The sequence below is a fragment of the Neptuniibacter sp. QD48_55 genome (assembly GCF_047778115.1).
Lineage (GTDB): Bacteria > Pseudomonadota > Gammaproteobacteria > Pseudomonadales > Balneatricaceae > Neptuniibacter.
On sequence record NZ_CP180555.1, the window covers coordinates 2,331,654 to 2,356,105 of the forward strand.

At 43.6% G+C, this 24,452-nt stretch carries 23 protein-coding genes; 9 read left to right on the forward strand and 14 right to left on the reverse strand.

All coding sequences use genetic code 11. The features are described 5' to 3' along the window. Positions 1-55: 55 nt before the first annotated feature. The 8 genes from ACMXYW_RS10720 to ACMXYW_RS10755 form a co-directional block, all read right to left on the reverse strand. Positions 56-1,360 (reverse strand): diguanylate cyclase domain-containing protein, encoded by a 1,305-nt coding sequence (locus tag ACMXYW_RS10720; RefSeq protein ID WP_415904044.1) that lies wholly within the window; start codon positions 1,358-1,360, stop codon positions 56-58. A gap of 99 nt (positions 1,361-1,459) precedes the next feature. Continuing rightward, positions 1,460-1,900, reverse strand: a complete 441-nt coding sequence (locus tag ACMXYW_RS10725; protein ID WP_415904045.1) for a YcgN family cysteine cluster protein — start codon at positions 1,898-1,900, stop codon at positions 1,460-1,462. Then, positions 1,901-2,188: a YcgL domain-containing protein gene (locus ACMXYW_RS10730; RefSeq protein WP_415896574.1), complete on the reverse strand. Its 288-nt coding sequence runs from the start codon at positions 2,186-2,188 to the stop codon at positions 1,901-1,903. It lies immediately after the preceding gene. A gap of 3 nt (positions 2,189-2,191) precedes the next feature. Further along, a complete protein-coding gene (gene rnd / locus ACMXYW_RS10735; protein WP_415904046.1) occupies positions 2,192-3,376 on the reverse strand; it encodes a ribonuclease D in 1,185 nt (394 codons plus the stop codon). Between the two features lie 15 nt (positions 3,377-3,391). Beyond that, positions 3,392-3,991 carry a recombination mediator RecR gene (recR, locus tag ACMXYW_RS10740; protein WP_415904047.1) on the reverse strand — a complete coding sequence of 200 codons (600 nt, stop codon included), beginning with the start codon at positions 3,989-3,991 and terminating at the stop codon, positions 3,392-3,394. 3 nt (positions 3,992-3,994) lie between these two features. Further along, a complete protein-coding gene (locus tag ACMXYW_RS10745) occupies positions 3,995-4,321 on the reverse strand; it encodes a YbaB/EbfC family nucleoid-associated protein (RefSeq protein WP_415881753.1) in 327 nt (108 codons plus the stop codon). A 12-nt stretch (positions 4,322-4,333) separates the two neighbouring features. After that, the gene (gene dnaX, locus ACMXYW_RS10750; protein ID WP_415904048.1) at positions 4,334-6,352 is read right to left on the reverse strand and encodes a DNA polymerase III subunit gamma/tau; all 2,019 of its coding nucleotides are present in this window, start codon (positions 6,350-6,352) and stop codon (positions 4,334-4,336) included. A gap of 90 nt (positions 6,353-6,442) precedes the next feature. Beyond that, positions 6,443-9,259 (reverse strand): EAL domain-containing protein, encoded by a 2,817-nt coding sequence (locus ACMXYW_RS10755; RefSeq protein WP_415904049.1) that lies wholly within the window; start codon positions 9,257-9,259, stop codon positions 6,443-6,445. Positions 9,260-9,445: 186 nt separating this feature from the next. On the opposite strand from ACMXYW_RS10755, the gene ACMXYW_RS10760 reads away from it, so the two are divergent. Beyond that, positions 9,446-9,766 (forward strand): hypothetical protein, encoded by a 321-nt coding sequence (locus ACMXYW_RS10760; protein WP_415904050.1) that lies wholly within the window; start codon positions 9,446-9,448, stop codon positions 9,764-9,766. Between the two features lie 48 nt (positions 9,767-9,814). Here the strand turns inward: ACMXYW_RS10760 and ACMXYW_RS10765 are convergent, their stop codons facing one another. Next, entirely contained in the window at positions 9,815-11,755 is a 1,941-nt protein-coding gene (locus ACMXYW_RS10765; protein WP_415904051.1) for a diguanylate cyclase domain-containing protein, read from the reverse strand. A 247-nt stretch (positions 11,756-12,002) separates the two neighbouring features. On the opposite strand from ACMXYW_RS10765, the gene pyrC reads away from it, so the two are divergent. Then, positions 12,003-13,031 carry a dihydroorotase gene (pyrC, locus tag ACMXYW_RS10770; RefSeq protein WP_415904052.1) on the forward strand — a complete coding sequence of 343 codons (1,029 nt, stop codon included), beginning with the start codon at positions 12,003-12,005 and terminating at the stop codon, positions 13,029-13,031. Positions 13,032-13,094: 63 nt separating this feature from the next. Here the strand turns inward: pyrC and ACMXYW_RS10775 are convergent, their stop codons facing one another. Next, positions 13,095-13,775: an SAM-dependent methyltransferase gene (locus ACMXYW_RS10775; RefSeq protein ID WP_415904053.1), complete on the reverse strand. Its 681-nt coding sequence runs from the start codon at positions 13,773-13,775 to the stop codon at positions 13,095-13,097. A gap of 134 nt (positions 13,776-13,909) precedes the next feature. Between ACMXYW_RS10775 and ACMXYW_RS10780 the strand changes: the two genes are divergently transcribed. Further along, the gene (locus ACMXYW_RS10780; RefSeq protein WP_415904054.1) at positions 13,910-15,499 is read left to right on the forward strand and encodes a diguanylate cyclase domain-containing protein; all 1,590 of its coding nucleotides are present in this window, start codon (positions 13,910-13,912) and stop codon (positions 15,497-15,499) included. Between the two features lie 37 nt (positions 15,500-15,536). Here ACMXYW_RS10780 and ACMXYW_RS10785 read toward each other — a convergent pair whose 3' ends face one another. Both ACMXYW_RS10785 and ACMXYW_RS10790 read right to left on the reverse strand, forming a co-directional pair. Then, positions 15,537-16,967 carry an aldehyde dehydrogenase family protein gene (locus ACMXYW_RS10785; RefSeq protein ID WP_415904055.1) on the reverse strand — a complete coding sequence of 477 codons (1,431 nt, stop codon included), beginning with the start codon at positions 16,965-16,967 and terminating at the stop codon, positions 15,537-15,539. 95 nt (positions 16,968-17,062) lie between these two features. Continuing rightward, on the reverse strand, positions 17,063-17,770 hold the full coding sequence (locus tag ACMXYW_RS10790) for a DUF445 domain-containing protein (protein WP_415904056.1): 708 nt from the start codon (positions 17,768-17,770) through the stop codon (positions 17,063-17,065). Between the two features lie 311 nt (positions 17,771-18,081). Between ACMXYW_RS10790 and ACMXYW_RS10795 the strand changes: the two genes are divergently transcribed. The 4 genes from ACMXYW_RS10795 to ACMXYW_RS10810 all read left to right on the forward strand — a co-directional run bounded on the left by ACMXYW_RS10795 (position 18,082) and on the right by ACMXYW_RS10810 (position 20,529). Then, a complete protein-coding gene (locus ACMXYW_RS10795; RefSeq protein ID WP_415904057.1) occupies positions 18,082-18,234 on the forward strand; it encodes a DUF2986 domain-containing protein in 153 nt (50 codons plus the stop codon). A 160-nt stretch (positions 18,235-18,394) separates the two neighbouring features. Next, positions 18,395-18,748, forward strand: a complete 354-nt coding sequence (locus tag ACMXYW_RS10800; protein ID WP_415904058.1) for a S24 family peptidase — start codon at positions 18,395-18,397, stop codon at positions 18,746-18,748. A gap of 18 nt (positions 18,749-18,766) precedes the next feature. Further along, entirely contained in the window at positions 18,767-20,026 is a 1,260-nt protein-coding gene (locus ACMXYW_RS10805) for a Y-family DNA polymerase (protein WP_415904059.1), read from the forward strand. Positions 20,027-20,196: 170 nt separating this feature from the next. Next, positions 20,197-20,529 (forward strand): hypothetical protein, encoded by a 333-nt coding sequence (locus ACMXYW_RS10810; RefSeq protein ID WP_415904060.1) that lies wholly within the window; start codon positions 20,197-20,199, stop codon positions 20,527-20,529. A 30-nt stretch (positions 20,530-20,559) separates the two neighbouring features. On the opposite strand, the gene ACMXYW_RS10815 is transcribed toward ACMXYW_RS10810, so the two are convergent. Together ACMXYW_RS10815 and ACMXYW_RS10820 are read right to left on the reverse strand one after the other, a co-directional pair. Continuing rightward, complete coding sequence (locus ACMXYW_RS10815; protein ID WP_415904061.1) at positions 20,560-21,165, reverse strand: LysE family translocator; 606 nt, start codon at positions 21,163-21,165, stop codon at positions 20,560-20,562. 112 nt (positions 21,166-21,277) lie between these two features. Beyond that, entirely contained in the window at positions 21,278-22,201 is a 924-nt protein-coding gene (locus ACMXYW_RS10820) for a LysR family transcriptional regulator (RefSeq protein WP_415904062.1), read from the reverse strand. Positions 22,202-22,515: 314 nt separating this feature from the next. On the opposite strand from ACMXYW_RS10820, the gene ACMXYW_RS10825 reads away from it, so the two are divergent. Together ACMXYW_RS10825 and ACMXYW_RS10830 are read left to right on the forward strand one after the other, a co-directional pair. After that, a complete protein-coding gene (locus tag ACMXYW_RS10825) occupies positions 22,516-23,133 on the forward strand; it encodes a LysE family translocator (protein ID WP_415904063.1) in 618 nt (205 codons plus the stop codon). A gap of 137 nt (positions 23,134-23,270) precedes the next feature. Beyond that, positions 23,271-24,083 carry a DUF6538 domain-containing protein gene (locus ACMXYW_RS10830; RefSeq protein ID WP_415904064.1) on the forward strand — a complete coding sequence of 271 codons (813 nt, stop codon included), beginning with the start codon at positions 23,271-23,273 and terminating at the stop codon, positions 24,081-24,083. Positions 24,084-24,452: the final 369 nt, after the last annotated feature.

Sequence of the window (24,452 nt, forward strand, 5' to 3'; positions counted from 1 at the left end):
GAAGCTAAAAAGCCGCAATCATTGATTGCGGCTTTTTTGTTTTCGTTAATTAAACTTAGCTAGCAAATCTATATCCACGCTTACCACTGCGCTTCACTTTATACATTGCATGATCAGCTTCTCTCAGAAGCACCTCAGCATTTTTATTCAACGCCCCTTCCTCTAAGAGCGAAATCCCTACGCTTACGCCAATACAGGCCTCTTGTTCCTTACCATTCATATCAGCGATCGAAAACGGCTCATTCATCACAGCAATAATCTTGGATGCAACTACTTCAACATCTTTAGCAGACTTTATCCCTGACATTAAGATAATAAATTCATCACCACCGATACGACCCACCGTATCCACAGCGCGCACTTGATGAACCAAACGTTTCCCAAATTCAACCAACACTTGATCACCCGCATCGTGACCAAAGCTATCATTAACAGCTTTAAAACCATCAAGATCAACAAACATGATCGCAGCTGAACTCGCCTCCCGCTGCGCTTGAGCAATCACTTGAGTCATACGATCGCGACACAACCGCAAACTGGGCAGCCCGGTTAAGGCATCATAATGAGCAAGTTTATCTAACCTTACCTTGGCCTTTTCTGCCTGCTCAATCGCATTATGTAGCTCTGTAACGTCATATTCAGACACCAAAAGAAGGTAATCGCCCGTCAATGGATGACGGCTCGTACGGAGATCCACAACATGTCGGCGCACACCTTTACTCGTTACCATCAAATGCTCTGACTGCCCATCTTGATGCTGTCGCCCCCTCTCAAGAAGCTCAAACCCCTCTTTAACGTTGTGAAATCGGCACACAAACACAGAAGCATCATTATTCTGAGCATCAACAAAGCCATATAATTCTGCTGCGGCTGGATTTTCAAACATCGGCGTACCACTCATATCAAAACTAGTAACAGCAACTGATGTATAACGAATCGCTTCAGAAAAGATGAGATGCTCAGGTTGCTCGCCCAGATCAACCTGCTCACTAATAAACGCAATAATGCCACGGTGCTTTTCAGGACCAAGCAGCACTGCTTTATGTCGCATCAAGAGCGTTTTAGGTTTACCGTTTGGATAAGTTGTCCAAGGGTCAACTGTCATCCCTTGAGCCGCTGCTTTATAAAATGTTTGCTCGGTCCGCTTACGAGCACCTTCTGTATCAGCCGATAGGTCTTTATCAATCAAATCCTGAACAGTTGGCAGCCCCCAAAATTCGAGTGCGCGCTCATTTCCCCACCAGAAGCCATGTCGATCTAGATCAAAAATCCAAATAACATCAGGTACAAAATCGAACGCAGAAATTGCATCGAAATTATCGAGAACTGAGAGGTGATTAAATTGATCAGAAGTGCTCAAAGCCATTATCTCCAACTACGAGATATAACTTTATGTTAGGAAAACCCTAACAGCAAATTAGACATTACGCATAAAAAAAGCGCCTTAGGCGCTTTTCTACTATTCAATAATGTAATCTTCGAACTCTTCTTCGGTGATTTCATTATCTTTGACTTCGTACCAAGTTAGTACCGAAGCACCTGACTCAATCACCGTCTCTTGGCGCCCAGACAATAGCGGGTGCCATTCAGGAAGATCTTTGCCTTCATGAATTAAGCGGTAAGAACAGGTTGGCGGAAGCCAATGAAAGTCATCAACATCCTTAGGAGTAAGCTTGACGCAGTCAGGCACTAAAGAGCAACGCTCCTCATATTTGGTGCAACGACAGGTATCAAAATCTAGAAGGTGACAAACAACAGAGGTATAAAAAACCTCTTTTGTATCTTCATCTTCCAGCTTGTGGAGACAACAAAGCGCACAACCATCACAAAGAGATTCCCACTCCGAAGAGCTCATCTCTTGTAGACTCTTACTGCGCCAAAATACTTCTTGAGCTACCACTTAGCGAACACCAGTTTCCGGGCGATCTTTATGAAGATCAAGCATGTAGTCATCTTTTGGCGGCGGCATCTGCAAGAAATAACCCTTCTCATCTAGATCAGACAACACCTTTTCGGTATCAACCCTAGCCAGCTCACGATCAGCCGTTAAAGGAATATCCATCACATGCTTTGGCGAACCAAACATTTCTAATAGCGCTTCCGGCACTTTACTCAGTTGATCTCGCTTATCTACATAAAGATACATCTCATCTTTACGCGGGCTCAGGTAAACAGAGCATATTTTCATCGGTTAAGCACCTTCAGTTCTTAATTTTTCAATCTTTTGCAATTCGGCTAACAATTGAGATGCAAGAAGCTCCTGCCTCCAAGCCGTAATTTTTTCAGGTAAGCGATACTCACCCTCATCAACCCCTGAACGAATAAGTAGTTCCAACTCTTTTCTTCGCAATAAAATTTCAGGGGCGACATTTTGCTCTTCAGCTACACGACGCGCAATCGCCTTCAGCTTCTTAATATGTTTGTTCCAAAAGAAGTGCAGCGGTTTAGGAATAGGTGCAGGGCTGTTTTTAGCCGCACTTACCTGTCCATACTTTAAAAAGCCTAAAATTGCTTCGCCATCAGTACGAAGTATACGCTTTTTCACTTCATCTAGCCGCGATAACTCAGATAAACTGCGTGGCCACTTTTCCACTATTTGTAACAAAGCCTGATTTCTGAGGATTCTGTTACGTGGAACATCTCGCTTTCTCGCAATCTGTTCGCGCCATGCAGTTAGGTCACGCAATGCTGCCATTTTGTGCTCTGGCAGATTCCACATTTGAGTGAAGCGACGGTAATAACCATAACCTTCAACATCATCCACTAGCGCATCAGCTAACAGCGCATCATTCTCTTGCTCTGCCCAGTGATAACGCTGCAAAGCATCCAGCTCTGATTTTTGCATCTGGTATATAGCTGGAAGATAAGCCACATCTAGCGCTGCATATAATTCTTGGCTTGCTGTCAGAGGGCGCTGCAACCAATTAGAGGTGGTCTCATGTTTCGCTAATTGAATACCTAGCTTTTGCTCAAGCATTCTCTGAAGGCCTAACGAGAACCCCCAATTCAATACAGCCCCACCTAATTGCGTATCAAACAACGGTGTTGGCAATTCACCAAACATTTTCAGAAATAGCTCTAGATCTTCATTTGCTGCATGCATCAGTTTTACAACTGATCGATCAGCAAATAGATCAGCCAACGCACTAAAATCCTTGATCTCTAAAGGATCAATCAAGTAGCAAGATTGATCATCAGCAACTTGAATAAGCCCAGGGATAGGATAAAACGTTTCAACTCGCTGAAACTCTGTATCTAGTGCAATGACTGGAAGCGTACGCCATTTATTACAACACTCAACTAACGCATCTTCTGAACGAATCCAGACAGGTGTTCTTGCTGATACTTCTAGCTTTTTCCAACTATATTCTGTCATCTGGAGATTCTTACCTCAAAGCAGAGAACGTCTTCCCGCTATTGCGTGGGCTAACGTACCGCCATCCACGAATTCTAACTCTCCACCCACAGGAACCCCGTGAGCGATTCGAGAAACCTTTACATCCAGATCTTTCACTTGAGCAGCAATAAAATGAGCCGTTGCTTCGCCTTCTACCGTTGGATTAGTGGCAAGGATTAATTCTCGGATATCGTTTGATCTAACCTTATCTAAAAGAAGATCAATACCCAGATCTTCAGGGCCTATGCCATCGATAGGTGACAGATGCCCCGAGAGTACAAAATAACGACCGTTATACCCCCCCGTCTGCTCAACTGCCAACACATCTACCGGCGACTCGAGTACACAAAGCAGATGCTTATCTCTTGTTTCTGATTGGCAAATATCACAAACATCCTGCTCGGATAAAGTACGACATTCACTGCAATGACCGATCTCTGCAACCGCTTTTTCAAGCGCAGCAGACAGAGATAACGCCCCTTCAGAATCACGTTCCAACAGATGAAAAGCCATTCGCTGAGCCGACTTAGGACCAACCCCCGGCAAACAACGTAAAGCGTTTATTAACTGCTGAATTAATGGACTGAATGACATCGATTAGAACGGCATATTGAAACCAGGAGGCATTCCCATACCACCGGTCACTTCAGACATTTTCTCTTGAGTGTAAGATTCGATTTTACGCACGGCATCATTTACCGCCGCAGCGATCAAATCTTCTAAGATCTCTTTGTCTTCTTCCATCAAGCTGTCATCAATATTGATGCTTTTAACGTCGTGACGACCGTTCATTACAACTTTCACAAGACCCGCACCAGACTCACCAGTTTGCTCTGCAAGTGCGATTTGCTCTTGTGCTTTTTGCAGGTTCTCCTGCATTTTTTGGGCCTGTTTCATCAGGTTACCCATACCGCCTTTCATCATATCTTTCCTCAATTAATTATCGATGGGAACCACGGACGAGAGTTCAATCCGTGCATCAAAATGCTCTTGTAGTAATTGTACCGTACTATCGTTACGAATAGATTCGACAGCTAATAGATGACGCTCTTCTCGTTTACGATTTATAAACTGTGCAGGGGTTTCCTGCTGCTGTTCAGCTTGTAAAAACTCAACCTGAACAGGGTTATTAAAGTAACCATTCAGTGCATCCGAAATACGCTGACACTGTACTTCGTTCAGCATCGTCTTCTGCTCTTTGGTGTAATGTAAAACCATCGATTCAGACGATATTTGTTCCAAAGAAAGATGAGTCGCTAAACTTTCGGTCATGCCACTTAGACCAAGGCTACGACTAATATGCACCCAATCAGGCAGGGAGACTTCCGCTAAATTACGCGAACACTCTACAACCTCAACACGTGTTTTAGAGATCTCACCTATCTCTTCTGTTACTTCAGCTTGTAGCACTGGTTCTGAAACAGGAGCCACTGCTTCCATTTCAGTATATGAATTTTCCGCTGCACGATTAGAAGGCTCTGAATCATCAAAACCACCCACATCATCCATATCCCAAGGAGGTGGTTCATCTCCTTGGTTATTTACCGCTTCAGGCTTTTTTGCAGGGCTTACCTCCGCCACTGGCGCCATCGGACTTGCCTGCCCTAATGGAGGTACATCTGATAATGGCTGCTCATACGGCGGTGGAGATTCTACTGCTGGAGGCTGACTATCCGTGTGCGCTGGGGCCGGTTGCATTGGCGCAGATTGAGGCGCAGGTGCAGTTTGAACAACTGGTGTATGTGCGACAGGTGCAGGTTGGATCGATTCAGCTACAGGTGGAGGCACTTCCGTAGTTACAGAAGCTGTAGTGGTCTGACTTACTTGTTGCGGGGAACTTGATGCGACCTCAACTTGGCGCGGCTGAGCACTAGCAGGACGAAATGCCAGCATTCTCAGCAATACCATTTCCAAACCTTCGCGTGGATCAGGAACAAAAGGAAGGTCCTTACGGCCCATCAAAGCAACTTGGTAATAGAGCTGAACATCTTCAGCCGTTAATTTGCCAGCAAGTTCAATAATCTGATCTTTATCTCCCATGCTGTTATCCACAGCCTCAGGGATCGTTTGCGCCATCGCAATACGGTGTAATACGCCGATCAAATCACCTAGAACCGTATTATAGTCAGGTGAAAACTGAGCCAAATCAGTCACTGCCGCCATTAGGCCTTTAGCGTCTGATGCCGCTAAGCAGAACAACATCTGATAGACCAAACGCTGATCAATTGTGCCCAGCATAGCGCGAACATCTGCTTCACCAATCTGCCCAGCACCAAAAGCGATCGCCTGATCGGTTAAACTCATCGCATCACGCATAGAGCCGTCTGCAGATCTCGCTAACAACCATAGTGCAGGTTCTTCAAACTGAATCTGCTCTGCTGTCAGAACTGTTCGCAGATGGTTCACGATTCGTTCAGGGATCAAGTTTTTAAGATTGAACTGCAAGCAACGAGATAAAATTGTGATCGGCAGCTTCTGAGGATCAGTTGTTGCTAATAGGAATTTAACATGCGGAGGTGGCTCCTCCAGCGTTTTAAGTAGCGCATTAAACGAGTGAGTAGAAAGCATGTGCACCTCATCTATCAGGTACACTTTGTAGCGTCCATGGGTCGGTGCATATTGCACGTTTTCCATCAGTTCACGCGTATCTTCTACTTTCGTGCGCGAAGCCGCATCAACTTCAATAAGATCAACAAAACGCCCTTCGGCGATCTCTTTACAAGCAGAACATTGACCACAAGGCGTTGAAGACACGCCCTGTTCGCAGTTGAGAGATTTGGCAAACAATCGAGCAATCGATGTTTTACCGACACCACGGGTACCGGTAAAGAGATAGGCATGATGTAAACGATCATCATCCAACGCATTAACCAGTGCTTTAAGCACGTGTTCTTGCCCTACCATCTCCTGAAATTTAGCAGGACGCCATTTACGCGCTAGAACCTGATAACTCATCTACTTTTGCTACTTATATCGTCTAAAAATATTGGCTCTATGCTACCTGTTGCGAGCGACTTGTACCAGTGAAACCTTATGCACTTCCCGTCACAAACCTGTTTCTAAGATCGCTTCTGTCTCTGTAATTGGAACTGGTTTAGAGAAATAGAAACCCTGAGCCGTATCGCACTTCAACTCAGTCAGAATCGCCAATTGCTCATCAGTTTCAACGCCCTCAGCAACCACTTTCATACCTAACGTATGCGCCATTGAAATGATCGTCGCCATGATCGCTTTTTCGGACTTGTTGCTGCCCAATTCGGCAGTGAATGCTTTATCGACTTTCAACACATCAACAGGTAAACGACGTAGATAGTTTAGAGAGGAATATCCGCTTCCAAAGTCATCCAATTCGATCGCAACCCCTTTAGCTCGAATAGCCTCAAGAACAGGTAAAACTCGATCTATATTCTCAATAACCGCTGTTTCGGTAATTTCTACACTCAAATATCCTTCAATTAGAGGATATTGGTCTAACTGTTTACTTAAGTCAGATACCAAATCAGGACTTGCTAGCTGACGTGGTGATAGGTTGATAGAGACTCGCTCCCCCTCTTTCAACAATCCATGTTTCATCCACTGGTCAACTTGTTTAAAAACTGTCGCAAAAACCCAATTACCCAGAGGTAGGATCAATCCGCTATTTTCAGCTACAGGAATAAACTCTGCAGGGGAAATACCATTGCCATCAAAATCAGTCCAACGAAGTAACGCTTCCAAGCCAATTACTTTTCTTGAGGTAAGGCATACTTTAGCTTGGTAATAGATTTCGAAGGATTCTGCATCAATGGCAGCACGAATGTCAGACTTCATCTGAATCTGTTGCAAATTTTTGCGGTTAAGCTCCGAATCGAAGAAGCATACTTGGTCACGTCCTCGGTTCTTAGCGCTGTACATGGCTGCATCTGCATGTTGTATCAAAGTTTCAGCACTATCAGCATCATGGGGATACATGGCAATGCCGATACTTGCCCCAATAAATACATCGCTATTTTTTAACCTGAACGGGCGTTTAAGTTCCTCCAAGACATTATTCGCTATAACCAAGGCCATATTGGCTTGAAAAATCCCCGGCAGAATCAGAATAAATTCATCCCCGCCCCAACGAACCACTGTATCTGAGCTACGTACCTTTTCTTTAATGCGATTCGCTGCTTCAACTAGCAATTGATCGCCATATTCATGACCTAAAGAATCATTCACATGCTTAAAGAAATCCAAGTCAATAAACACCAAAGCCAAAGATTCTTTATGTCTGTTGGAGAGCTCCATGTCATGAGTTAAGCGTTCTTTGCAGAAAGTTCGATTCGCAAGATTGGTCAAGGAATCATAGTAAGCAAGGTTGCGCAGAGAAGCCTCGGTTTTCTTTTGCTCCGAAATATCCGTAAATACACCAAAGTAACCGGTAACACTCTCTTGCTCATCTTTAATTGCTTTAACGGTGAGCCATTCAGGATAGATCTGACCATCTTTCTTTCGGTTCCAGATCTCACCAGACCATAAACCTTTCTCCTCCAGCTCTCTCCACATTGCTTCATAAAACGAAGTAGGCTGTTTGTGAGAGTTGAGGATATTTGGCGCTTGGCCAATCACTTCGTCCTTACTGTAGCCAGTAACCCTCTCAAATGCAGAGTTTGCTTCTACGATTCTGTTGTATTTATCCGTGACGATAATGCCGTCATTAGTGGTTTCAAAAATATATTGAGCTAGACGCAGGGCTTTATCTTTTTCCGCTCTATCACTCATATCGGTAGTAATCGTGCACACCGCATATAACTGACCATCATCATCAAAAAGAGGAAAACACTCACTGTAAAGAGACTTAAATTGTCCCCTACACTCGTAAGTTAACTCCCAGCTGTAATGCTGCTTCGATTGAACGACTTGTGCATCACCCTCTCGAGAGGCATGGATAACGTCAGCAGGAATTTCCTTTTCAGCCGCATCACCTTTTAGCTCATCCACCGAAGCTAAACCTGCAAATTTTAGATAAGCGGGGTTTGCTCTTAGATATTGACCTTCGACATCCCGAATCACGATCATCGATGGCGAGTTCTCTAGCAATTCGTCCAGCAAATCAACGTTAGCTTCTAGTTGAGCGTGTATAGAAGAGATCTGCTTTGCCATCTGACTGAATGCAGCTCCCAGCATTCCTAACTCATCACTCCCAGCTTGATCATCAAAAGCGGTTATCTGACCTCGTGAAAAAGATCTACTCGCTAAAACCAGCATCTGTACACGTGAAGTTACCAGTCGATTGATGACGAACATCAAAATAAGGGCAAGGAATAGCATAGCGACAGACAGTGCCGTAACTAATACAGCGAGCTGCTTGCTAATTGCCTCATTCACTTCCTTATCACTTAAAGCGAGAATCATAACCCCTTGTTCCAGTTCTTGATGCTGCGAACCAAACGCTGGGATACCAATTGGGATCAGTGAATAGAGAACATTCTCCTTTTCAAAATAGGCATGCTTTTGTAACTGCATATCTCGTACTTGGATAATGGTATTGAGATCTAAATGAACATCTACACGACGGCTAACCGTTTTGCCGAGGTCTTCACTATGAGATGAAAAACGAATTTGATTAGCCGAATCCACTACCAAAACTTTACTCAACTGATCTGACTTAAGGTTCTGACGAAACTCTCTATTTACCCCTTCTGCATCTCCTCTCTCTAACAGGTAAGTCAGGGTACCTTTTAGCCGTTTAGTAACATTTTGAGCTTCGGTCTTTAGCAGGGTTTGATGCTGTTTTTCAACAATCGGTGCAACAAAGAAAAGACAACTCGGGATTATGAGTGCGGTAACAAGCACAATAATAACCGGAATAGAAAAACGTAAAGGTAGAGATAGTCGCATAAGAAAGCTTTTATTATCTATAGACTTACCGGCCTAACACAGCTCATCAGATATTACCCAGCTAGCGCGTCAGAGCCTTATTTACAACATAATGAATAATTATAAATAAGGATAAGCTAAAACTATCCTCGCAAGCACCCCTATTTAGGTTTAAAATCATACAATTCCTAGGCCATGGTCAAGACTATGTTTAAGAAACCCCCAAGCAAAGCGGAACTTCGCGATCAGCTCAATGCTGAGGTATCACGGTTTCTGGAAAAAGGCGGGGAAATAAAACAAGTTGAGATGGGAGAATCTGGATTAGTTGACGGACGTTACACTCATCACAAATCCAATTTTGAACGCGCTAAACCACAAGAGCGCACTCCAATTCACGGTCTATTAGCTACTATTGATGCTAGACGTAAGAGTAAAGTTTCAACTAAACCTAAACGCGGAAAACCTCGCAAGAAAATCATCTACGATGATTTTGGCGAACCTGTTAGAACAGTGTGGATAGACGAATAAATTTTTAAGCCAAATACACAACTCCAACCGCTCCACCCACCTACAGCTCTAATCAAAATCTAAGCTGTAATAACGGAAGGTATTCTTTCCGGCGCGTTTAGCTTCATACATCGCCGAATCCGCATGTTCAAAAAGCTTCTCTGGTAAATGATCATCTGGGTAGATCGAGATACCGATACTCACGCCCATCTGCAAATCCACACCTTCATAGGTAAAGGGCCGTTGCACTGAATCAATAATCTTCTTAGCAACCACCTCGGCATCATATTTAAACTCTAAACCCGATAGGAAAATCACAAATTCATCACCACCTAAACGTGCTACACAATCAGATTCTCTGACACACGCCGTTAAACGCTTTGAAATTTGCTGCAGAGCTTTGTCTCCAGCTAGGTGTCCATGAGTGTCGTTGATTTCTTTAAAGCCATCCAAGTCTAGGTATAAAAACGCAAGTATTGCCCCTTCCCTTTTTGCTTGAACCAAGGCTTGGGTTAATCGCTCATTAAATAAACTACGGTTTGGCAAACGGGTCAACGCATCATAATTAGCTCTAAAACGTATTTCGTCTTCTTGCTCTTTACGCTTACTAATATCCGTAAATAGGGCAATGTATTCTAATGGGTCACCGTCTTCGTCTCGAACCATCGCGATGGTTTGCCATTGAGGGTAGACCTCACCCGATTTTCGTCGGTTCCAGATCTCACCTTCCCAGCGATTATTTTTTTGCAGCTCTTCAAACATCGATTTGTAAAACGACTCATCATGATGACCTGAATTGAGTACTCGAGGACTTTGCCCTAGCACCTCTTGCGATTGGTAACCTGTAATCTCATAGAAAGCTGGATTCACCATCGTGATAGCCCCATTAAGATCTGTAACCATTATTGCTTCTGAAGCAGCATCAAATACCGTAGTGGCAACACGCATCCGTTCTTCGATCTGCTTATATGCGGTTACATCTTCCTTCACAGAGATATAGTGAGTCACCTCTCCATTTTCAGAGCTAACTGGAGAGATAGAAGTTTTATCCCAATAGACACTGCCATCTTTACGGCGGTTACACAGCTCCCCTTTCCAAGTTTGACCACTCGTAATGGTTTGCCAAAGGTCAATATAATCTTCTTGATCGGTTTCCCCAGACTGTAATAATTTTGGATTTTTACCAATCACTTCTTCTTTGCTGTAACCAGAAGTACGGTAAAAACAAGGGTTAGCATAAGTAATCACCCCGTCGCTGTCCGTCATTACCACGGAAACAGGGCTCTGTTCTACAGCTTGCGATAGTTCCTTAAGGTGCAAGTTTTCACCGTTTTTATCTTTCTCATATTGTTCCAACCGAGCTCCCATAATATTGAAAGCCTGAGCAGTCTCTATCAACTCTCCACAGGATTCCTCAGATACACGAAAGTTAAAATTTCCTGCTGCAATTTGTGTACTCGCTTCTCGTAGATGGGAAAGCTGTTTGGAAATGACTCTGAGCGCTACATGTGCACCAAGAACCATTAGGATAATTTCCAATAAAGCCAAACCAAGCAGTTGATAGCTAGCACCTTGAACAAGAAAATTAGTTTTTTCTGCAGGAAGACCATAATGAATTTCGTAAGCAGCCCCATCATCACCTTGAAGAAATAATTGCTGATCAATGACATTACCACTCCCTCCCCATAAAACAGCTAAATCATGAGAATGGGCAAGACCATGGTCGCCAAGGGACACTATTGGCGATCCACTCTGATCATTAATCTGTAAATACTCTAACGAACGAGTTTGCATTAATTCATTGGCTTTATAGGTCAAACCATTACGATGGAGTGTATTAAGCTCTGGTAACAAGGTCACACCTAAAAAAGTGTTAACTATTTGAACCCGTTGCTCTACTTCTGCTTTAGCCGTGGTTCTAAGAATATTTAAAGTCAGTGCGGACAACGCAGCAAGAAAGGCTAGACCGAGAACTATCACGGCCAAAATTATTTTGGTTTTGTACTTCATAGCCAACTGTTTAACGCATTTTTTTATAGTAATTAGAACGAAAATCCGCTCAATATTAATACAATCTAAATGAACGTAATATTACTCTCTAGTACTTAAAAACCCTTATTTTTTTGATGCTTTATTCAACAAGGGTTAACTTTCATCACACAGATTAAAAAATCGATTTGTTCATAAGCTTTTCAAAGCAATCCGTGGGATAATTAAAAGATAAGTTTTAACCTGATAGATAAGTGGTGCTGCCCAAATGACTTCTCTTACGATTACACGCCCTGATGATTGGCATATTCACCTTCGTGATGGTGTTCAGCTCAAAGACACTGTCCGTGATGTAAGCCGATATATGGGTCGCGCAATCATCATGCCGAACTTAGTCCCACCTGTAACGAATACAGAAGAGGCGCTAAGCTACCGCCAACGCATCATGGATCAAAAACCACAACGTAACTTCGATCCTTTAATGGTGTTATATCTAACAGATAATACTGACCCTGCTGACATCAAAAAAGCCAAGGATACAGGCAAAGTTTACGCAGCCAAACTATACCCAGCTGGCGCAACTACAAACTCCGATTCTGGTGTTACTTCCGTTAAGAACATCTACCCTGTTCTAGAAGCGATGGAAGAAGCAGGCATGCTCCTGTTGATTCACGGCGAAGTAACAGATGGCGATATTGATATTTTCGATCGTGAGAAGATTTTCATCGAAACGATTTTGAAAGATGTTGTAAATGACTTCCCTAACTTAAAAATTGTACTCGAGCACATCACAACTAAAGATGCTGCTGAGTTCGTAGAATCGGCTGGGGATAACGTTGCAGCTACCATTACAGCTCACCACCTACTTTACAACCGTAACCACATGTTGGCTGGCGGTATCCGCCCACATTATTACTGCTTGCCAATCCTAAAGCGTAATATTCACCAAGACGCACTGATTAAAGCAGCGACTTCCGGCAGCAAAAAGTTCTTCTTAGGAACAGATTCAGCGCCTCACATGAAACACGCCAAAGAAGCTGCGTGTGGTTGTGCAGGCTCCTACACGGCTCACGCTGCGATTGAACTGTACGCTGAAACATTTGAAGCAGCTGGCGCGCTAGATAAGCTAGAAGCGTTCGCAAGTTTGAATGGCCCAGACTTCTACGGTCTGCCGCGCAATACAGATACCATCACCTTGGTTAAAGAAAGCTGGGATGTACCAGCAACTTACCCTCTTGGTGAAGATAATGTAGTTCCTATTCGCGCAGGCGAGCAAATTGCGTGGAAAGTAAAATAACCTGACATTCAATCAACAGGTTATATATCTTAGGGGGCCTACCTTAGCTCCCTAAGATAATCGTCAAGCTGATAGTTCTTGTAAGCTCATATATTCAGCTAGAATGTTTCGAGCATTCTCATTTCCCTGAGCCTGCATACGCTGATAGTGACTGATATTCTGTCTTAAGTATTCTTGATGATCACCCTTCGCTAAATCCCACATCGACCCACCGACTACAGGTATATCATCTTCACTTAACGTAGATAGATGGATCGTTTCATAATAGCGTCCTCCATCTTTAACAATCCTCTCGTTAACCAACCCCAAACCTAATGCCTTTACACCACTACGTACTTTGTGAAGTTGTCGTACTGGACAGATAAGAAAGTCGATGTCGCAATTAGGATTATTTTGCAAGACAGCCTGAACCATATCTAGGGTCAGGTCACCACCTACACCGGCAATAATAAGTAGATGACGATGCTGAATATTCGTAGTATTTTCGGGAAGATACAAACGGAGCTGTTGAAGGTCTTCACAATGAACTTGCCAGCATACATTGGAATAGCCGCTACTGGCTAAATGCTTTTTAAGTTTGCTGGTAATGGATTCCACTACATCCAAGAAGTGCACTTTAGCCTCAGGTTTTGCTTCCAAAATAGCCTGACCTAAATAACCATGGTCACAGCAACAATCCCAAATATGGTCATATTGACCATCAATCATTTCCAATATTGAATTCAAACGAGGTGAAAGACTCAAACTCTATATTTCCCGATATAAAAATCTATTTTTTCAAACAAAAAATAGATTCTACCATTGTCTTTTAGCGAAAAATCAACAACTATCTATAGTAGTGTTTGTTGTAGTAAAAGCGTCCGCAGGTAAACGCATTTATGAAACCGTTAAGATTCCCCCTAAGATTCATCCTATTGACGGCTATGCTGTGCGTTTCCGTAGTTCCCATCGCCCTATTTTCCTACTGGACGATTCAGAATGCACTAGAGAAAGAGTTTGCTGCTGTTCATGAAAAGCACCTTTTACTGGCGCACAATACTACGGCTGCGCTGGATCGTTATGCCCTCGATGTAAAAGCGGTATACAGCACAAGCGCTCAACTCGCGCAAAACCATCATTTCCACTCAGAGCAAATCTCTTTGATGGAGCAGCTCAATATACTAGCTTTTGCACAATATGATATCTCTGGAAATTTAATCGAAAGGTACTACGGTCAACCAGCTTTATTACCGCAATCTTTATCTGAAATAGGAATGATACCAACAGATATAAAACCAGAGATTCAATTTTCTAAAATCCATATCTCAGAAAACGCTCCACCTACCATCTATCTAACGTCTGTAGACCCAAAAGCTAATATCTGGATTGCAGCTATCAACCCCAACTACCTTTACAACATTCAGAAATCTATTAGCTTTGGCGACAAAGGACATGCTGCAATAGTAGATCAATTTGGCTCAGTGATTGCCCATCCGAATCCATCCTGGGAACAAGCAGGAAAGAACATAGCCAAAATCAGCATCATCAAGCAAATGATGCGAGGAGAATCTGGAGTAGCACAATTTTATTCTCCTGCGATGAATGCCGACATGATCGCTGGTTTTGCGACCGTACCAACCACAGGTTGGGGAGTAATGATTCCGCAACCAACATCGGAGTTGGAATTAAAACTTAAAGATCTGAAACAGGTCACCCACTTAATAGCCGTTTTCTGCTTTATCATCGTTGCGCTATTAAGTTGGTGGATTTCAGGCATTGTTGTGAAACCGGTTAAACGCCTGATAAAGATGACTGAGGACCTTTCGCATCACCAATACCCTCTTCCATTCAAAAAAGATGACTCGTTAACCAGTATCGAGATAGATACCTTAGTGACTAGCTTTAACACTATGGCTGAAGAAGTAGATCGCGGTCAAAAAGAGCTAGAAAAACGCGTCATTGAACGCACAGAAAAATTACACAAAGCGGAAAAACAAGCGCGCCACTTAGCATCCCATGATTTAGTCACAGGTCTACCAAATAGAATTGCTATCCGCGCAGATGCTCAAAAACGTATTCATCGAAATGAACCATTCACCCTGCTCTTTATAGACCTAGATGGATTTAAACCGATCAATGACCAATACGGTCACCAGATGGGCGATCGTTTACTCAAAGCATTCGGGGAAAGGCTACAATCCAAGTTGGGTGAAAACGACAACATAGCTCGCTACGGAGGCGATGAATTTATCGTGCTTCTTGATACCAACAGCAAAGAGAGCGCTAAAGAGACTGCAGAAGAGCTATTAACCTATACGCGCAATCCCTTTGCATTTGGCGAACATAAAGTCAGCATTCAAGCGAGTATTGGTGTAGCTCAGTCTAAACCCGACACACGTGATCTAGACCAAATTATCCATGATGCAGACATCGCCATGTACAACGCAAAGAAAGCCGGCAAGAATTGCATCGTTTGTAGCTCTGAGTAAATAGGTATTGCCTAGAAGGCTCTCAACAATCCAATCACTAAACAGGCAGATCCCCTAGGATAGCCTTCGTTTCCATAAACTCTTCAATCCCATACAGCCCCCACTCTCGGCCGTTGCCCGATTGCTTATAACCACCAAATGGCGCTTTGATATCAACCGGCGCACCATTGAGATGAACCATACCGGTTCTCATCTGAGCGGCTATTGATTTTGCTCGTTCCAAATCACTTGAGTAGACACCACCGGAAAGGCCATAAATACTGTCATTAGCGATTGCTACCGCCTCTTCTTCAGAGCGATAAGTCATGATGCAAACCACCGGCCCAAATATCTCTTCTTGAGCAATGGTCATATCAGACGTAACACCTGCGAATACCGTCGGCTTTACATAACAGCCTAATGAACAACCTTCAGGTAAACCAATACCACCAGCAACGAGTTCAGCGCCTTCATCCATGCCCTTTTGAATCAGAGCTTGTACGCGTTGCCATTGTAATTCTGATACCACCGGCCCCATCACTGTTTCTTCTGATTGAGGATCACCTACAACAATTAAATCCGCTGTTTTTTTGGCGATCTCAATGGTTTCTTTCAAACGTGATTCAGGGACTAATAAGCGTGTTTGAGCATTACAAGACTGGCCCGAGTTACCCATCACCGCTCTTACACAACGAGAAATAACTTTAGAGAAATCAGCATCGTCCAGAACAATGGCTGCGGACTTTCCGCCCAACTCTAAAGAGACCTTTTTTAAGTTTGCAGCTGCAGCAATAGAGACTTGCTTACCTGCTTCTGTAGATCCCGTGAATGAGATCATATCGATCTTAGGGTGAGCACTCAGCGCAGCACCTACAGCTGGTCCTGTACCATCAATTAAATTGAATACGCCCGAAGGAACACCAGCTGCATGCATAATGTCTGCAAAGATATGCGCTGTGCGCGGGGCGATCTCACTAGGTTTTAGTACAACCGTACAACCTGCTGCAATAGCTGGAGCAACTTTGCAGGTAATTTGATTTAACGGCCAATTCCAAGGCGTAATAAGACCGCAAACACCAATCGGTTCTTTAACGATACGGGTTGCCCCAATGACCTCAGTGAAATCATGCTTTTTAAGCAGACTTAAAGCCGCCTTAAAATGCCCTAATCCAGCCGGCACTTGAGCTTGGCGAGATAAACCTAATGGCGCGCCCATCTCTTCTGTAGTCGCCTCGACAAGTACTTCGGCACGCTTTTCATATTCAGTAATAATACACTGTAAAAGCGCGATTCTTTCTTCTTTGGAGGTTTGCGAGAAAGATGGAAAGGCAGCAACAGCCGCATCAACCGCTAGATCTACATCATAACTATTACCAAGGCTAATTTGAGAGACAACCTCATTGGTCGCTGGATTAAAAACATCCAAGACGTCATTGCCAGATGACTTAATCCATTCACCATTAATATAGAATTTTTTCAGGTCATTCATATCTCACAATCCTTTCTACCGTCTCTCAAACATAGACTATTCATGCCGAAGCAGGCACAAAAAAAGCCGCGTTTGCGGCTTTTCTTATTAAGGCATTACACACCGATAATCGCTGCGATAAAACCAATCAAACCACCGAAGACACCACCCCAGACAACCAGCCAACCTAAATGTTCGCGAATCATCTGCTGCACAATCTCTTTGACCAAACTAGGTGTCAGTTCATCTAATCGCTGCTGAACAATGACTTCAACCTTTTCTTGCATCTCAGCCATAACATCAGGGCTTTCAAGCTCGTCTTTTAATAGAGTGATAAAATTTTCATCACGTGTCATCTCTTCAATTGAGCTTTTCATCTTTTCCACAAAAGGCTCTCTTAAAGGCTCAAGCGCATCGGTGCCACCCACCATGGCTAGCATACCCCCAAATGGAGAGTTTTGGATAACCTCGATAAGCGAATCAAAAGTCGGAGCAAAATCGACTTTTTCAATTACTGGCGCTAAATGTAGATCAGGCTGTTTACCATTATCAGCACTTAGGAAACGCTCAATATTCTTTTCAGTAAAAAATTGCTCCATCATTAAGGTTTTGATGCCGCGCTTAAAATCTTGGAAACGTGCAGGGATCACTCCTGAGCCATACAGCCCTGGAACTTTCTCAAACAACATATGTACCGCTAACCAATTGGTTAACGCGCCGGATAGAGCAAACAAGCCAACGGTCAGTAACACACGATCATCTGTAATAAGACCCGCCGCAAATGCAATAAAGGCAAGCAGATTCGTTAGAAGGCTTTTATTCATCGGTATTCATCTCAAGAAATATTTTTTGGCGATCATATAGGGCTAAGGGGCGGTTTTAAAGCTCTAAACACTTAGATCACTTATAGCATGATGTCAGTTTTACATTAAGAGTGAGATCTGAAATTGCTACATCATTATATGTAGCACTAGGGAACCTACGAATAATTCTCATACTTTCTCAGTGGGTTATAAACCGACCAGATACGCGAAAGCCAGCGCAGTGAAATGTCTAGACCTTTTGAAGTTCCCCGACATTATCAAAGACATTTTCAGTTATAATCAATGTGATTTTTAAGTAGCCGAGCTAAAGCATGAACCGTAAGAAGAAGATTAAACAGATCCACACTAAGCGACTAAAACAGGCTAAGGCTAAATTAGCGCCAAAAAACAACAAACCACGCTACATATCTAAAGCAGATAGAGCAAAGCTTGAAGAAACCTCCGAGACTTCCTCAGAGGTTTAAACCTTAACGCTAGAAACTCTCTTTAAACACATGCCAACGGTAACGACGGAAACTATTACCCAGGCTCACACAGCCTCCTCCCATAACAACACAAACTTAAACTGGCACATTTAAATCTCTACTGACAATATAAATACTGTATATACAACCAGTGCTTATTATGTTGCGCTATATTCCTATCTACTCCAGCGCCGGTATCAGTGGTTTTGAATCACCTGCAGCTGAATATACCGAGCTAGCACTTTCACTCGATCAGTTACTTATTGATCACCCCCATGCAACCTACCTAGGCTTTGTTGAAGGTGGCTCTATGCGTGGTGTTGGGATATTTCCAAATGACCTTCTTGTCGTTTCGCGAGCCGAAACAGTAAAGGAAGGCGATGTAATCGTCGCCACATTAAATGGAAACTTCTTTCTTCTGCTCCCGGCCATAAACCCTACCAACTATGCGAACAGGATGAATTTTCTATCGAGGGTGTGGTTACACGTTCTATTCGATTATTTCGACCGTTGAAAAAGGGGTTAAATTAATGTGTATGTGCTGATCGATGCTTCCGGAATGTACGCCTCATGCGAAAAGATATTTAACCCCGCAATCCGAAAACGCCCTGTTGTCGTCCTTAGTAATAATGACGGCTGTATTGTCGCAACCTGCCCTATCGCAAAAAAAATGGGTATCCCTAAATTTGGCCCTTATTTCAAAATCAAAGACCAACTAGACAGAGCAGGCGTAGTTGCTAAATCCAGCAACTACGAACTTTATGCCGATATATCTTCACGCATGATGGAGCTCTGCGCCTCCTTTGCCCCAGAACAACACATCTACTCCATAGATGAATGTTTTTTACGCTTTGACCACTACATACCACCTGAAGGCTGGAATGAACTAGGTATGAAAATCAGAAGAAAGGTGTGGAAGGAAGTAAGGCTCCCCGTAGGCGTAGGCTTTGGCCCAACCCCAACCTTAGCAAAAGCAGCTAATCACGCCAGTAAAAAACTACCGGGCTTCAGCGGTGTGGCCGTTATCGATAACGATCAAATCAGAAAGCAGATTCTGCAGCAGATGGAAATTAGGGATGTTTGGGGAGTAGGACGACGTATAGGCGAGCGACTAAACCTTCTCGGCGTCAAAACAGCTTGGCAGCTAGCACAAACGAAACCCGCGTTGATGAAAAAGCACTTCTCCATCTTAATCGCTAATACAGCAGAAGAACTCAACGGTTTAACAAGAATAAGCTGGGACGATGTTCGCTCACCCAAAAAGCAGATTTACTCCACACGCTCTTTTGGGCAACGCATCACAGGACTCACCGATCTAAAACAGGCACTTGCTACACACGCAACCATCGCCGCGCAAAAGCTTAGAGCCCAAGAGAGTGCTACCAGCAATATCATTGTTTTTGCACACAACTCTATCCACGATAAGGAATCATTTTTTAAACGCTCTGCATTCCACCAATTTGCCACTCCCACCTGCGACACTGCAGTCATAGTGAAAGTAACCAGCCAACTGGCTGAGCAGATATACCAAGCAGGAATCAGATACTACAAAGCCGGAATAGGCCTTTTAGAAATCACTACTGCAACACCCTATCAGCCAGATATTTTCACCCCTTCCGCAGACCAGCCGGAGCTTATGAGATGCCTAGATCAAATCAATTCAAAATACGGTCGAGATACTCTCCATTTAGCCCGCCAAGGCATTCAACAGAACTTTAAAATGAAACGAGAGCTTCTATCTCCCAGATACACTACGCGGATAGAAGATATTCCTGTGGTTGAATGTTCGTAAACAACAGATACAAAAAAAACCGCAGTTAAGCGAGGCTTTTTCGTTTTAATAGATGGCGTCAGAGAGGTATTATTTCACCCCTGCGAGGTGTAACCGCTGATTAAAGGGGCCAGCACCCCCTCTTATAAGTTATAATATAACTTTTCTTGTCAGCATTAAGGCTCTACCCCATGTCATTTAAATTTTTCTATACCGACTACTCTACTGATAAGCATGTTCGCTCGGATGAGGCTGTATCTGAAACCTTAGAGAACGTGATTGAGCACATGCAGAATATGCTGAATGAGCCGGATAACTTTATTGGTTTGATTGATGAGAACAATCTGATGCTGCAGTTTATGGTTGAGGATGATGGTTCGATTCTGGTGGATGTACCGATGCATGAACGTAAAGGTTCGTTTACTAAACATGCTGACCTGAATGAGTCGATTGAGATTGTGCGCAGTCTGAATGATGAGATTGTGTGGGAAGAGATCGACGGGCTACAGTTTAAGAACTGGTAAACCGAATACCGAAAACGAAAAACGGATCGCTTATAAAGCGATCCGTAGTGCTAGACCAATCATCACCAAACCACTCACTTGATCGATCTCTTTGGCCTTTTTCTGTAGGGCTTTGATCACTTTCTCTTTCGATAGAACTACCGCCACGCTGCATAGCCACAGCATATCGATACATACCACTGTGCCCATATAGATCAGCTTTTCGGTCACCGATTGATCGGCTGAGACAAACTGCGAGAACAGAGCGATAAAGAACAGCGCCAGTTTCGGGTTCAGGACAGAGATCATCACCCCGTCACGTACCGCTTCTGAATACGGGCCTACGGTTTTGCCTTTACCGAAGTTAGCATTGCCTTTGGAGCGGATCGCTTTTAAACCAAGCCATGCTAGATAAAGCGCGCCAACATAAGTGATCACTTGGTAAAGCATTGGGTGTTCCGATACCACAACGCCCAAGCCCCAAAGAGTTAAGATCGCCCAAACCGCTACGCCAGTTGAGTGACTTACTGCGGTGATCACACCATGTTTACGGCCATTTCCTAATGTCTGACGCAATACCACCGCCAAGCTTGGGCCTGGAGACATAGTGCCTAATAGACATACAACAACAAATGAAAGCCAGATGGCCAGAGTCATGGGAATCACCTCGATCAGTAGATGGAGGTATTGTAGTTAGCTGAAAGAAATTAAAAAAATGCAAATATCAAATACCGGCTATGATTTAAAATCATAACCAGTTTGATAAGTGCTATTCCGTTGCATGAGTGTTGATATGCATTTCGTCGCGAAGCAAAGCTGCGATCAAATTACGTAACCAACGGTGGGCTGGATCTTGTTCGTGGAGAGCATGCCAACAGAGGTGGTAGTTGTTCTGCGGCACCTCTTCTAGCGGTAGTTCAGCGTAACTCAAAGGAAAGTGCGCTAAGGCATTGCTAGCGATATGCTGGGGTAGGATCATCAGCATCGGTTCGCTAGATAGCACCTGAAACGCCGCTGAGAAGAAAGGTACTTCAAACTGGATGCGGCGTTGTAAACCTTGGGCTTCCAGTGCACGGTCAAAGAAGGAATCTTTATCACCACCGCTGTTTAAACGCAGGAATGAGTACTCCAGCATCTTTTCTAAGGTGAGGGTTTCACCCGCGAGTGGGTGATCTTTTGCCATTAAACACACTGGGCTATCTTGGCCGATATGAATGCTCAGTACATTCTCTGGCAGACTGTTGGTAGTCGTTGAAGCGAGATCGAGGGGAAGCTGGCCTAAACGTGTTAATAGCTCCGGTCGCCACATTTCGTAGCTGATATCGATCCCCGGTGCTTCGTGACGGAGCTTTTGCAAAATATCTGGAAAGATAAACTGCGCCACATGATCGGTACAGGCAAAACTAAAGCGGCGCACACACTCGGCGGGGTTAAAGCTATCGCCCTCCCCTAGTTCATCCACCTCAGCCAGAATAGCCTGCACTTTAGGCAGCAACTCTTTGGCTTTGGCACTTAACAGGTAGTCATTACCTTCTCGAATAAGCAGCGGATCAGCAAAGTAATCGCGTAGCTGACTTAACTGTCGACTCATGGCTGATTGCGTAAGGTGCAACCGGTCCGCTGCACGGGTTACATTGCGCTCTTCCAGCATAATAACTAAAGCACGCAGCAGATTAAGATTAAGTCGATTCACAAAGATTCAGCCATAGCTCTCTAAAAGCTTAATCATAATCTATCTGATCCGATCCATCGAACACTAGAGTCTGTGCATCAAACGCTAAGGGCTATCCAGTAAACGCTAAGGACTTTCCATCAAACGCTAGAGCCTATCTGTACCCTTACTAAGAGCAATACAGTGCAACTGTATTGGATCTGTGACGGTGAATTATCTCTTTTCTGCCTCTGCACCTAGAACTTTGCTTATACGACACTATATAACTTACGAACATTTCCACTTTTGTATTTAGTTGTCTGGTACAGAATTTATAAGTTACGGAACTCTTTTTTATGGAAATCTATTTAGCGATTTTAGTGTTTGCGATCTCATCCACGGTAACTCCAGGCCCCAACAATATTATGATTATGACCTCAGGACTTAACTTTGGGGTTAAGCGCAGCATGCCTCATTTACTAGGTATCTGCTTGGGCTTTCCGTTGATGGTGGTTGCGGTTGGACTGGGCTTTAGCGCGGTATTTGAGAAGTTTCCGATTGTTCACGAGATCATCAAAGTACTCGGCGTGACTTATCTGCTTTACCTTGCTTGGTTAGTGGCTTCTTCGGCCCCTACATCGATGGAAGGTGATAAGAAATCTAATCCGCTGACCTTTATGCAGGCAGCACTTTTCCAATGGGTAAACCCGAAAGCATGGGTAATGGCGACCGGCGCGATTGCGGCTTATACTTCGCAAGATACAACGATGCTGCTACAAGTAATGGTGATTAGCCTGTCTTTCTTTGTTGTGAGCTTCCCTTGTGTAGGCGTATGGCTAATCTTTGGATCAGGGCTGAAACGCTTCCTTAAAGAAGCAAAGTACCAGCGAGTATTTAATATCTCGATGGCACTTTTATTGGTGGTTTCGGTATTACCGGTATTGAACGAGTTGAGAATAACTTACCTCACTTAAAACAAAGAAAAGGCTGCATAATGCGGCCAGCAAACCAGCCAAACCATTGATTTGCTGCTCTCAAGGGTATTCCTGGGTCTAGATTTGGGTCTATTTCGGTGCTATCTTCACGACTGATACCAGTGACGGATAACGCCATGACCATCTCAGAGAAGTATATAAAGCTCGATAGCAAACGCAGAACGTATAAGTTCCAGCGACACATTCCTGAAGATGTACGTAAACACTTCGGCGGTAAAACCACTTACACAAAGTCACTAGGTACAGACAGTATGTCTGAAGCAATAATTATGCGTAACCGCCTAGCCGCTGACATTGATGAGAAGATCAAACTTATCCGTAATGGTCAGGCTGATTTAGCTGCTGCCATCGAATTGAAAGCACAGAAATCAAATCTATCTCCTGAAGAATACAACGCTAGATCAGCAGATATTATTCTCGATCAATTCCAGAGTGAAGATGAGTTTAACGATCCAAGCCTTATGCCTGAAGATCGTAGAGTTAAGCTTGAGACATTGGAAAATGTCATTGAAGGTGATGCTGTTCTGATAGATGCCTACATGAACAAGTGGCTCGATAGTTTAGAGTTAAGCGACACCCGCATTAAAAGACATGAGCGTTCTTTAAATCTCTTAAAGAAACACTACCCTGATATTTCTCTTATCAAACGCAGACAAGCATCTGAGTTTATAGAGGATGTTCTTGCTCCCGGCAGGAAGTCGAAGACAGTTAATGATTACATAGGATCATTTTCTTTGTTCACGAATTGGTTGATTAACAAGGGGGATCTACCGCAGGAACATCACAACCCTTGGACGAAACAAAGACTATCCACCAAGGATTCAGCAAGTCTTCCTTCGATGCCAGATGATGTATTGGTTAAGATGCTAAGGCTTTCAAAGAAACGTGATGTTGCTCACCATAATGCACTGCTAGCAGCACTCACTTGAATGAGATCCAGTGAAATTTTGAGGGCTTATGACACCGGAATCACTAAGGATGGTGATTATGAGTTTCTACACGTAAAAGAAGGTAAAACTTCCACCAGCCTAAGAACTGTCGCTGTTAAAGCAGGGCTGATAGATTGAGAACAAGTAGCCGGAAATTCTCAGGATATGATTTATTACGGTAGAGGGTTAGTGAATGAGATTGGAGCTAATTCAGATATAACCCCAATGAACAGCTTACGCCATCGCACAGCTACAATACTGGAGCACTCCAATGTGAACAGCTACACCATTAACTGATGGACAGGTCACGTACAAGAATCACAAGCCTTCAGCACATATTCAGATGACGCTAGTAATGATTAGGTAAAG

What these genes read in the sequence shown, in the direction of transcription:
- ACMXYW_RS10810 (WP_415904060.1), top strand. Translation starts at nt 20,197, where the DNA reads ATGTCATTTAAATTTTTCTATACCGACTACTCTACTGATAAGCATGTT.
- ACMXYW_RS10815 (WP_415904061.1), bottom strand. Translation starts at nt 21,165, where the DNA reads ATGACTCTGGCCATCTGGCTTTCATTTGTTGTTGTATGTCTATTAGGC.
- ACMXYW_RS10755 (WP_415904049.1), bottom strand. Translation starts at nt 9,259, where the DNA reads ATGCGACTATCTCTACCTTTACGTTTTTCTATTCCGGTTATTATTGTG.
- dnaX (WP_415904048.1), bottom strand. Translation starts at nt 6,352, where the DNA reads ATGAGTTATCAGGTTCTAGCGCGTAAATGGCGTCCTGCTAAATTTCAG.
- ACMXYW_RS10745 (WP_415881753.1), bottom strand. Translation starts at nt 4,321, where the DNA reads ATGATGAAAGGCGGTATGGGTAACCTGATGAAACAGGCCCAAAAAATG.
- pyrC (WP_415904052.1), top strand. Translation starts at nt 12,003, where the DNA reads ATGACTTCTCTTACGATTACACGCCCTGATGATTGGCATATTCACCTT.
- ACMXYW_RS10785 (WP_415904055.1), bottom strand. Translation starts at nt 16,967, where the DNA reads ATGAATGACCTGAAAAAATTCTATATTAATGGTGAATGGATTAAGTCA.
- recR (WP_415904047.1), bottom strand. Translation starts at nt 3,991, where the DNA reads ATGTCATTCAGTCCATTAATTCAGCAGTTAATAAACGCTTTACGTTGT.
- ACMXYW_RS10800 (WP_415904058.1), top strand. Translation starts at nt 18,395, where the DNA reads ATGTTGCGCTATATTCCTATCTACTCCAGCGCCGGTATCAGTGGTTTT.
- ACMXYW_RS10790 (WP_415904056.1), bottom strand. Translation starts at nt 17,770, where the DNA reads ATGAATAAAAGCCTTCTAACGAATCTGCTTGCCTTTATTGCATTTGCG.
- ACMXYW_RS10780 (WP_415904054.1), top strand. Translation starts at nt 13,910, where the DNA reads ATGAAACCGTTAAGATTCCCCCTAAGATTCATCCTATTGACGGCTATG.
- ACMXYW_RS10825 (WP_415904063.1), top strand. Translation starts at nt 22,516, where the DNA reads ATGGAAATCTATTTAGCGATTTTAGTGTTTGCGATCTCATCCACGGTA.
- rnd (WP_415904046.1), bottom strand. Translation starts at nt 3,376, where the DNA reads ATGACAGAATATAGTTGGAAAAAGCTAGAAGTATCAGCAAGAACACCT.
- ACMXYW_RS10760 (WP_415904050.1), top strand. Translation starts at nt 9,446, where the DNA reads ATGTTTAAGAAACCCCCAAGCAAAGCGGAACTTCGCGATCAGCTCAAT.
- ACMXYW_RS10730 (WP_415896574.1), bottom strand. Translation starts at nt 2,188, where the DNA reads ATGAAAATATGCTCTGTTTACCTGAGCCCGCGTAAAGATGAGATGTAT.
- ACMXYW_RS10830 (WP_415904064.1), top strand. Translation starts at nt 23,271, where the DNA reads ATGACCATCTCAGAGAAGTATATAAAGCTCGATAGCAAACGCAGAACG.
- ACMXYW_RS10765 (WP_415904051.1), bottom strand. Translation starts at nt 11,755, where the DNA reads ATGAAGTACAAAACCAAAATAATTTTGGCCGTGATAGTTCTCGGTCTA.
- ACMXYW_RS10795 (WP_415904057.1), top strand. Translation starts at nt 18,082, where the DNA reads ATGAACCGTAAGAAGAAGATTAAACAGATCCACACTAAGCGACTAAAA.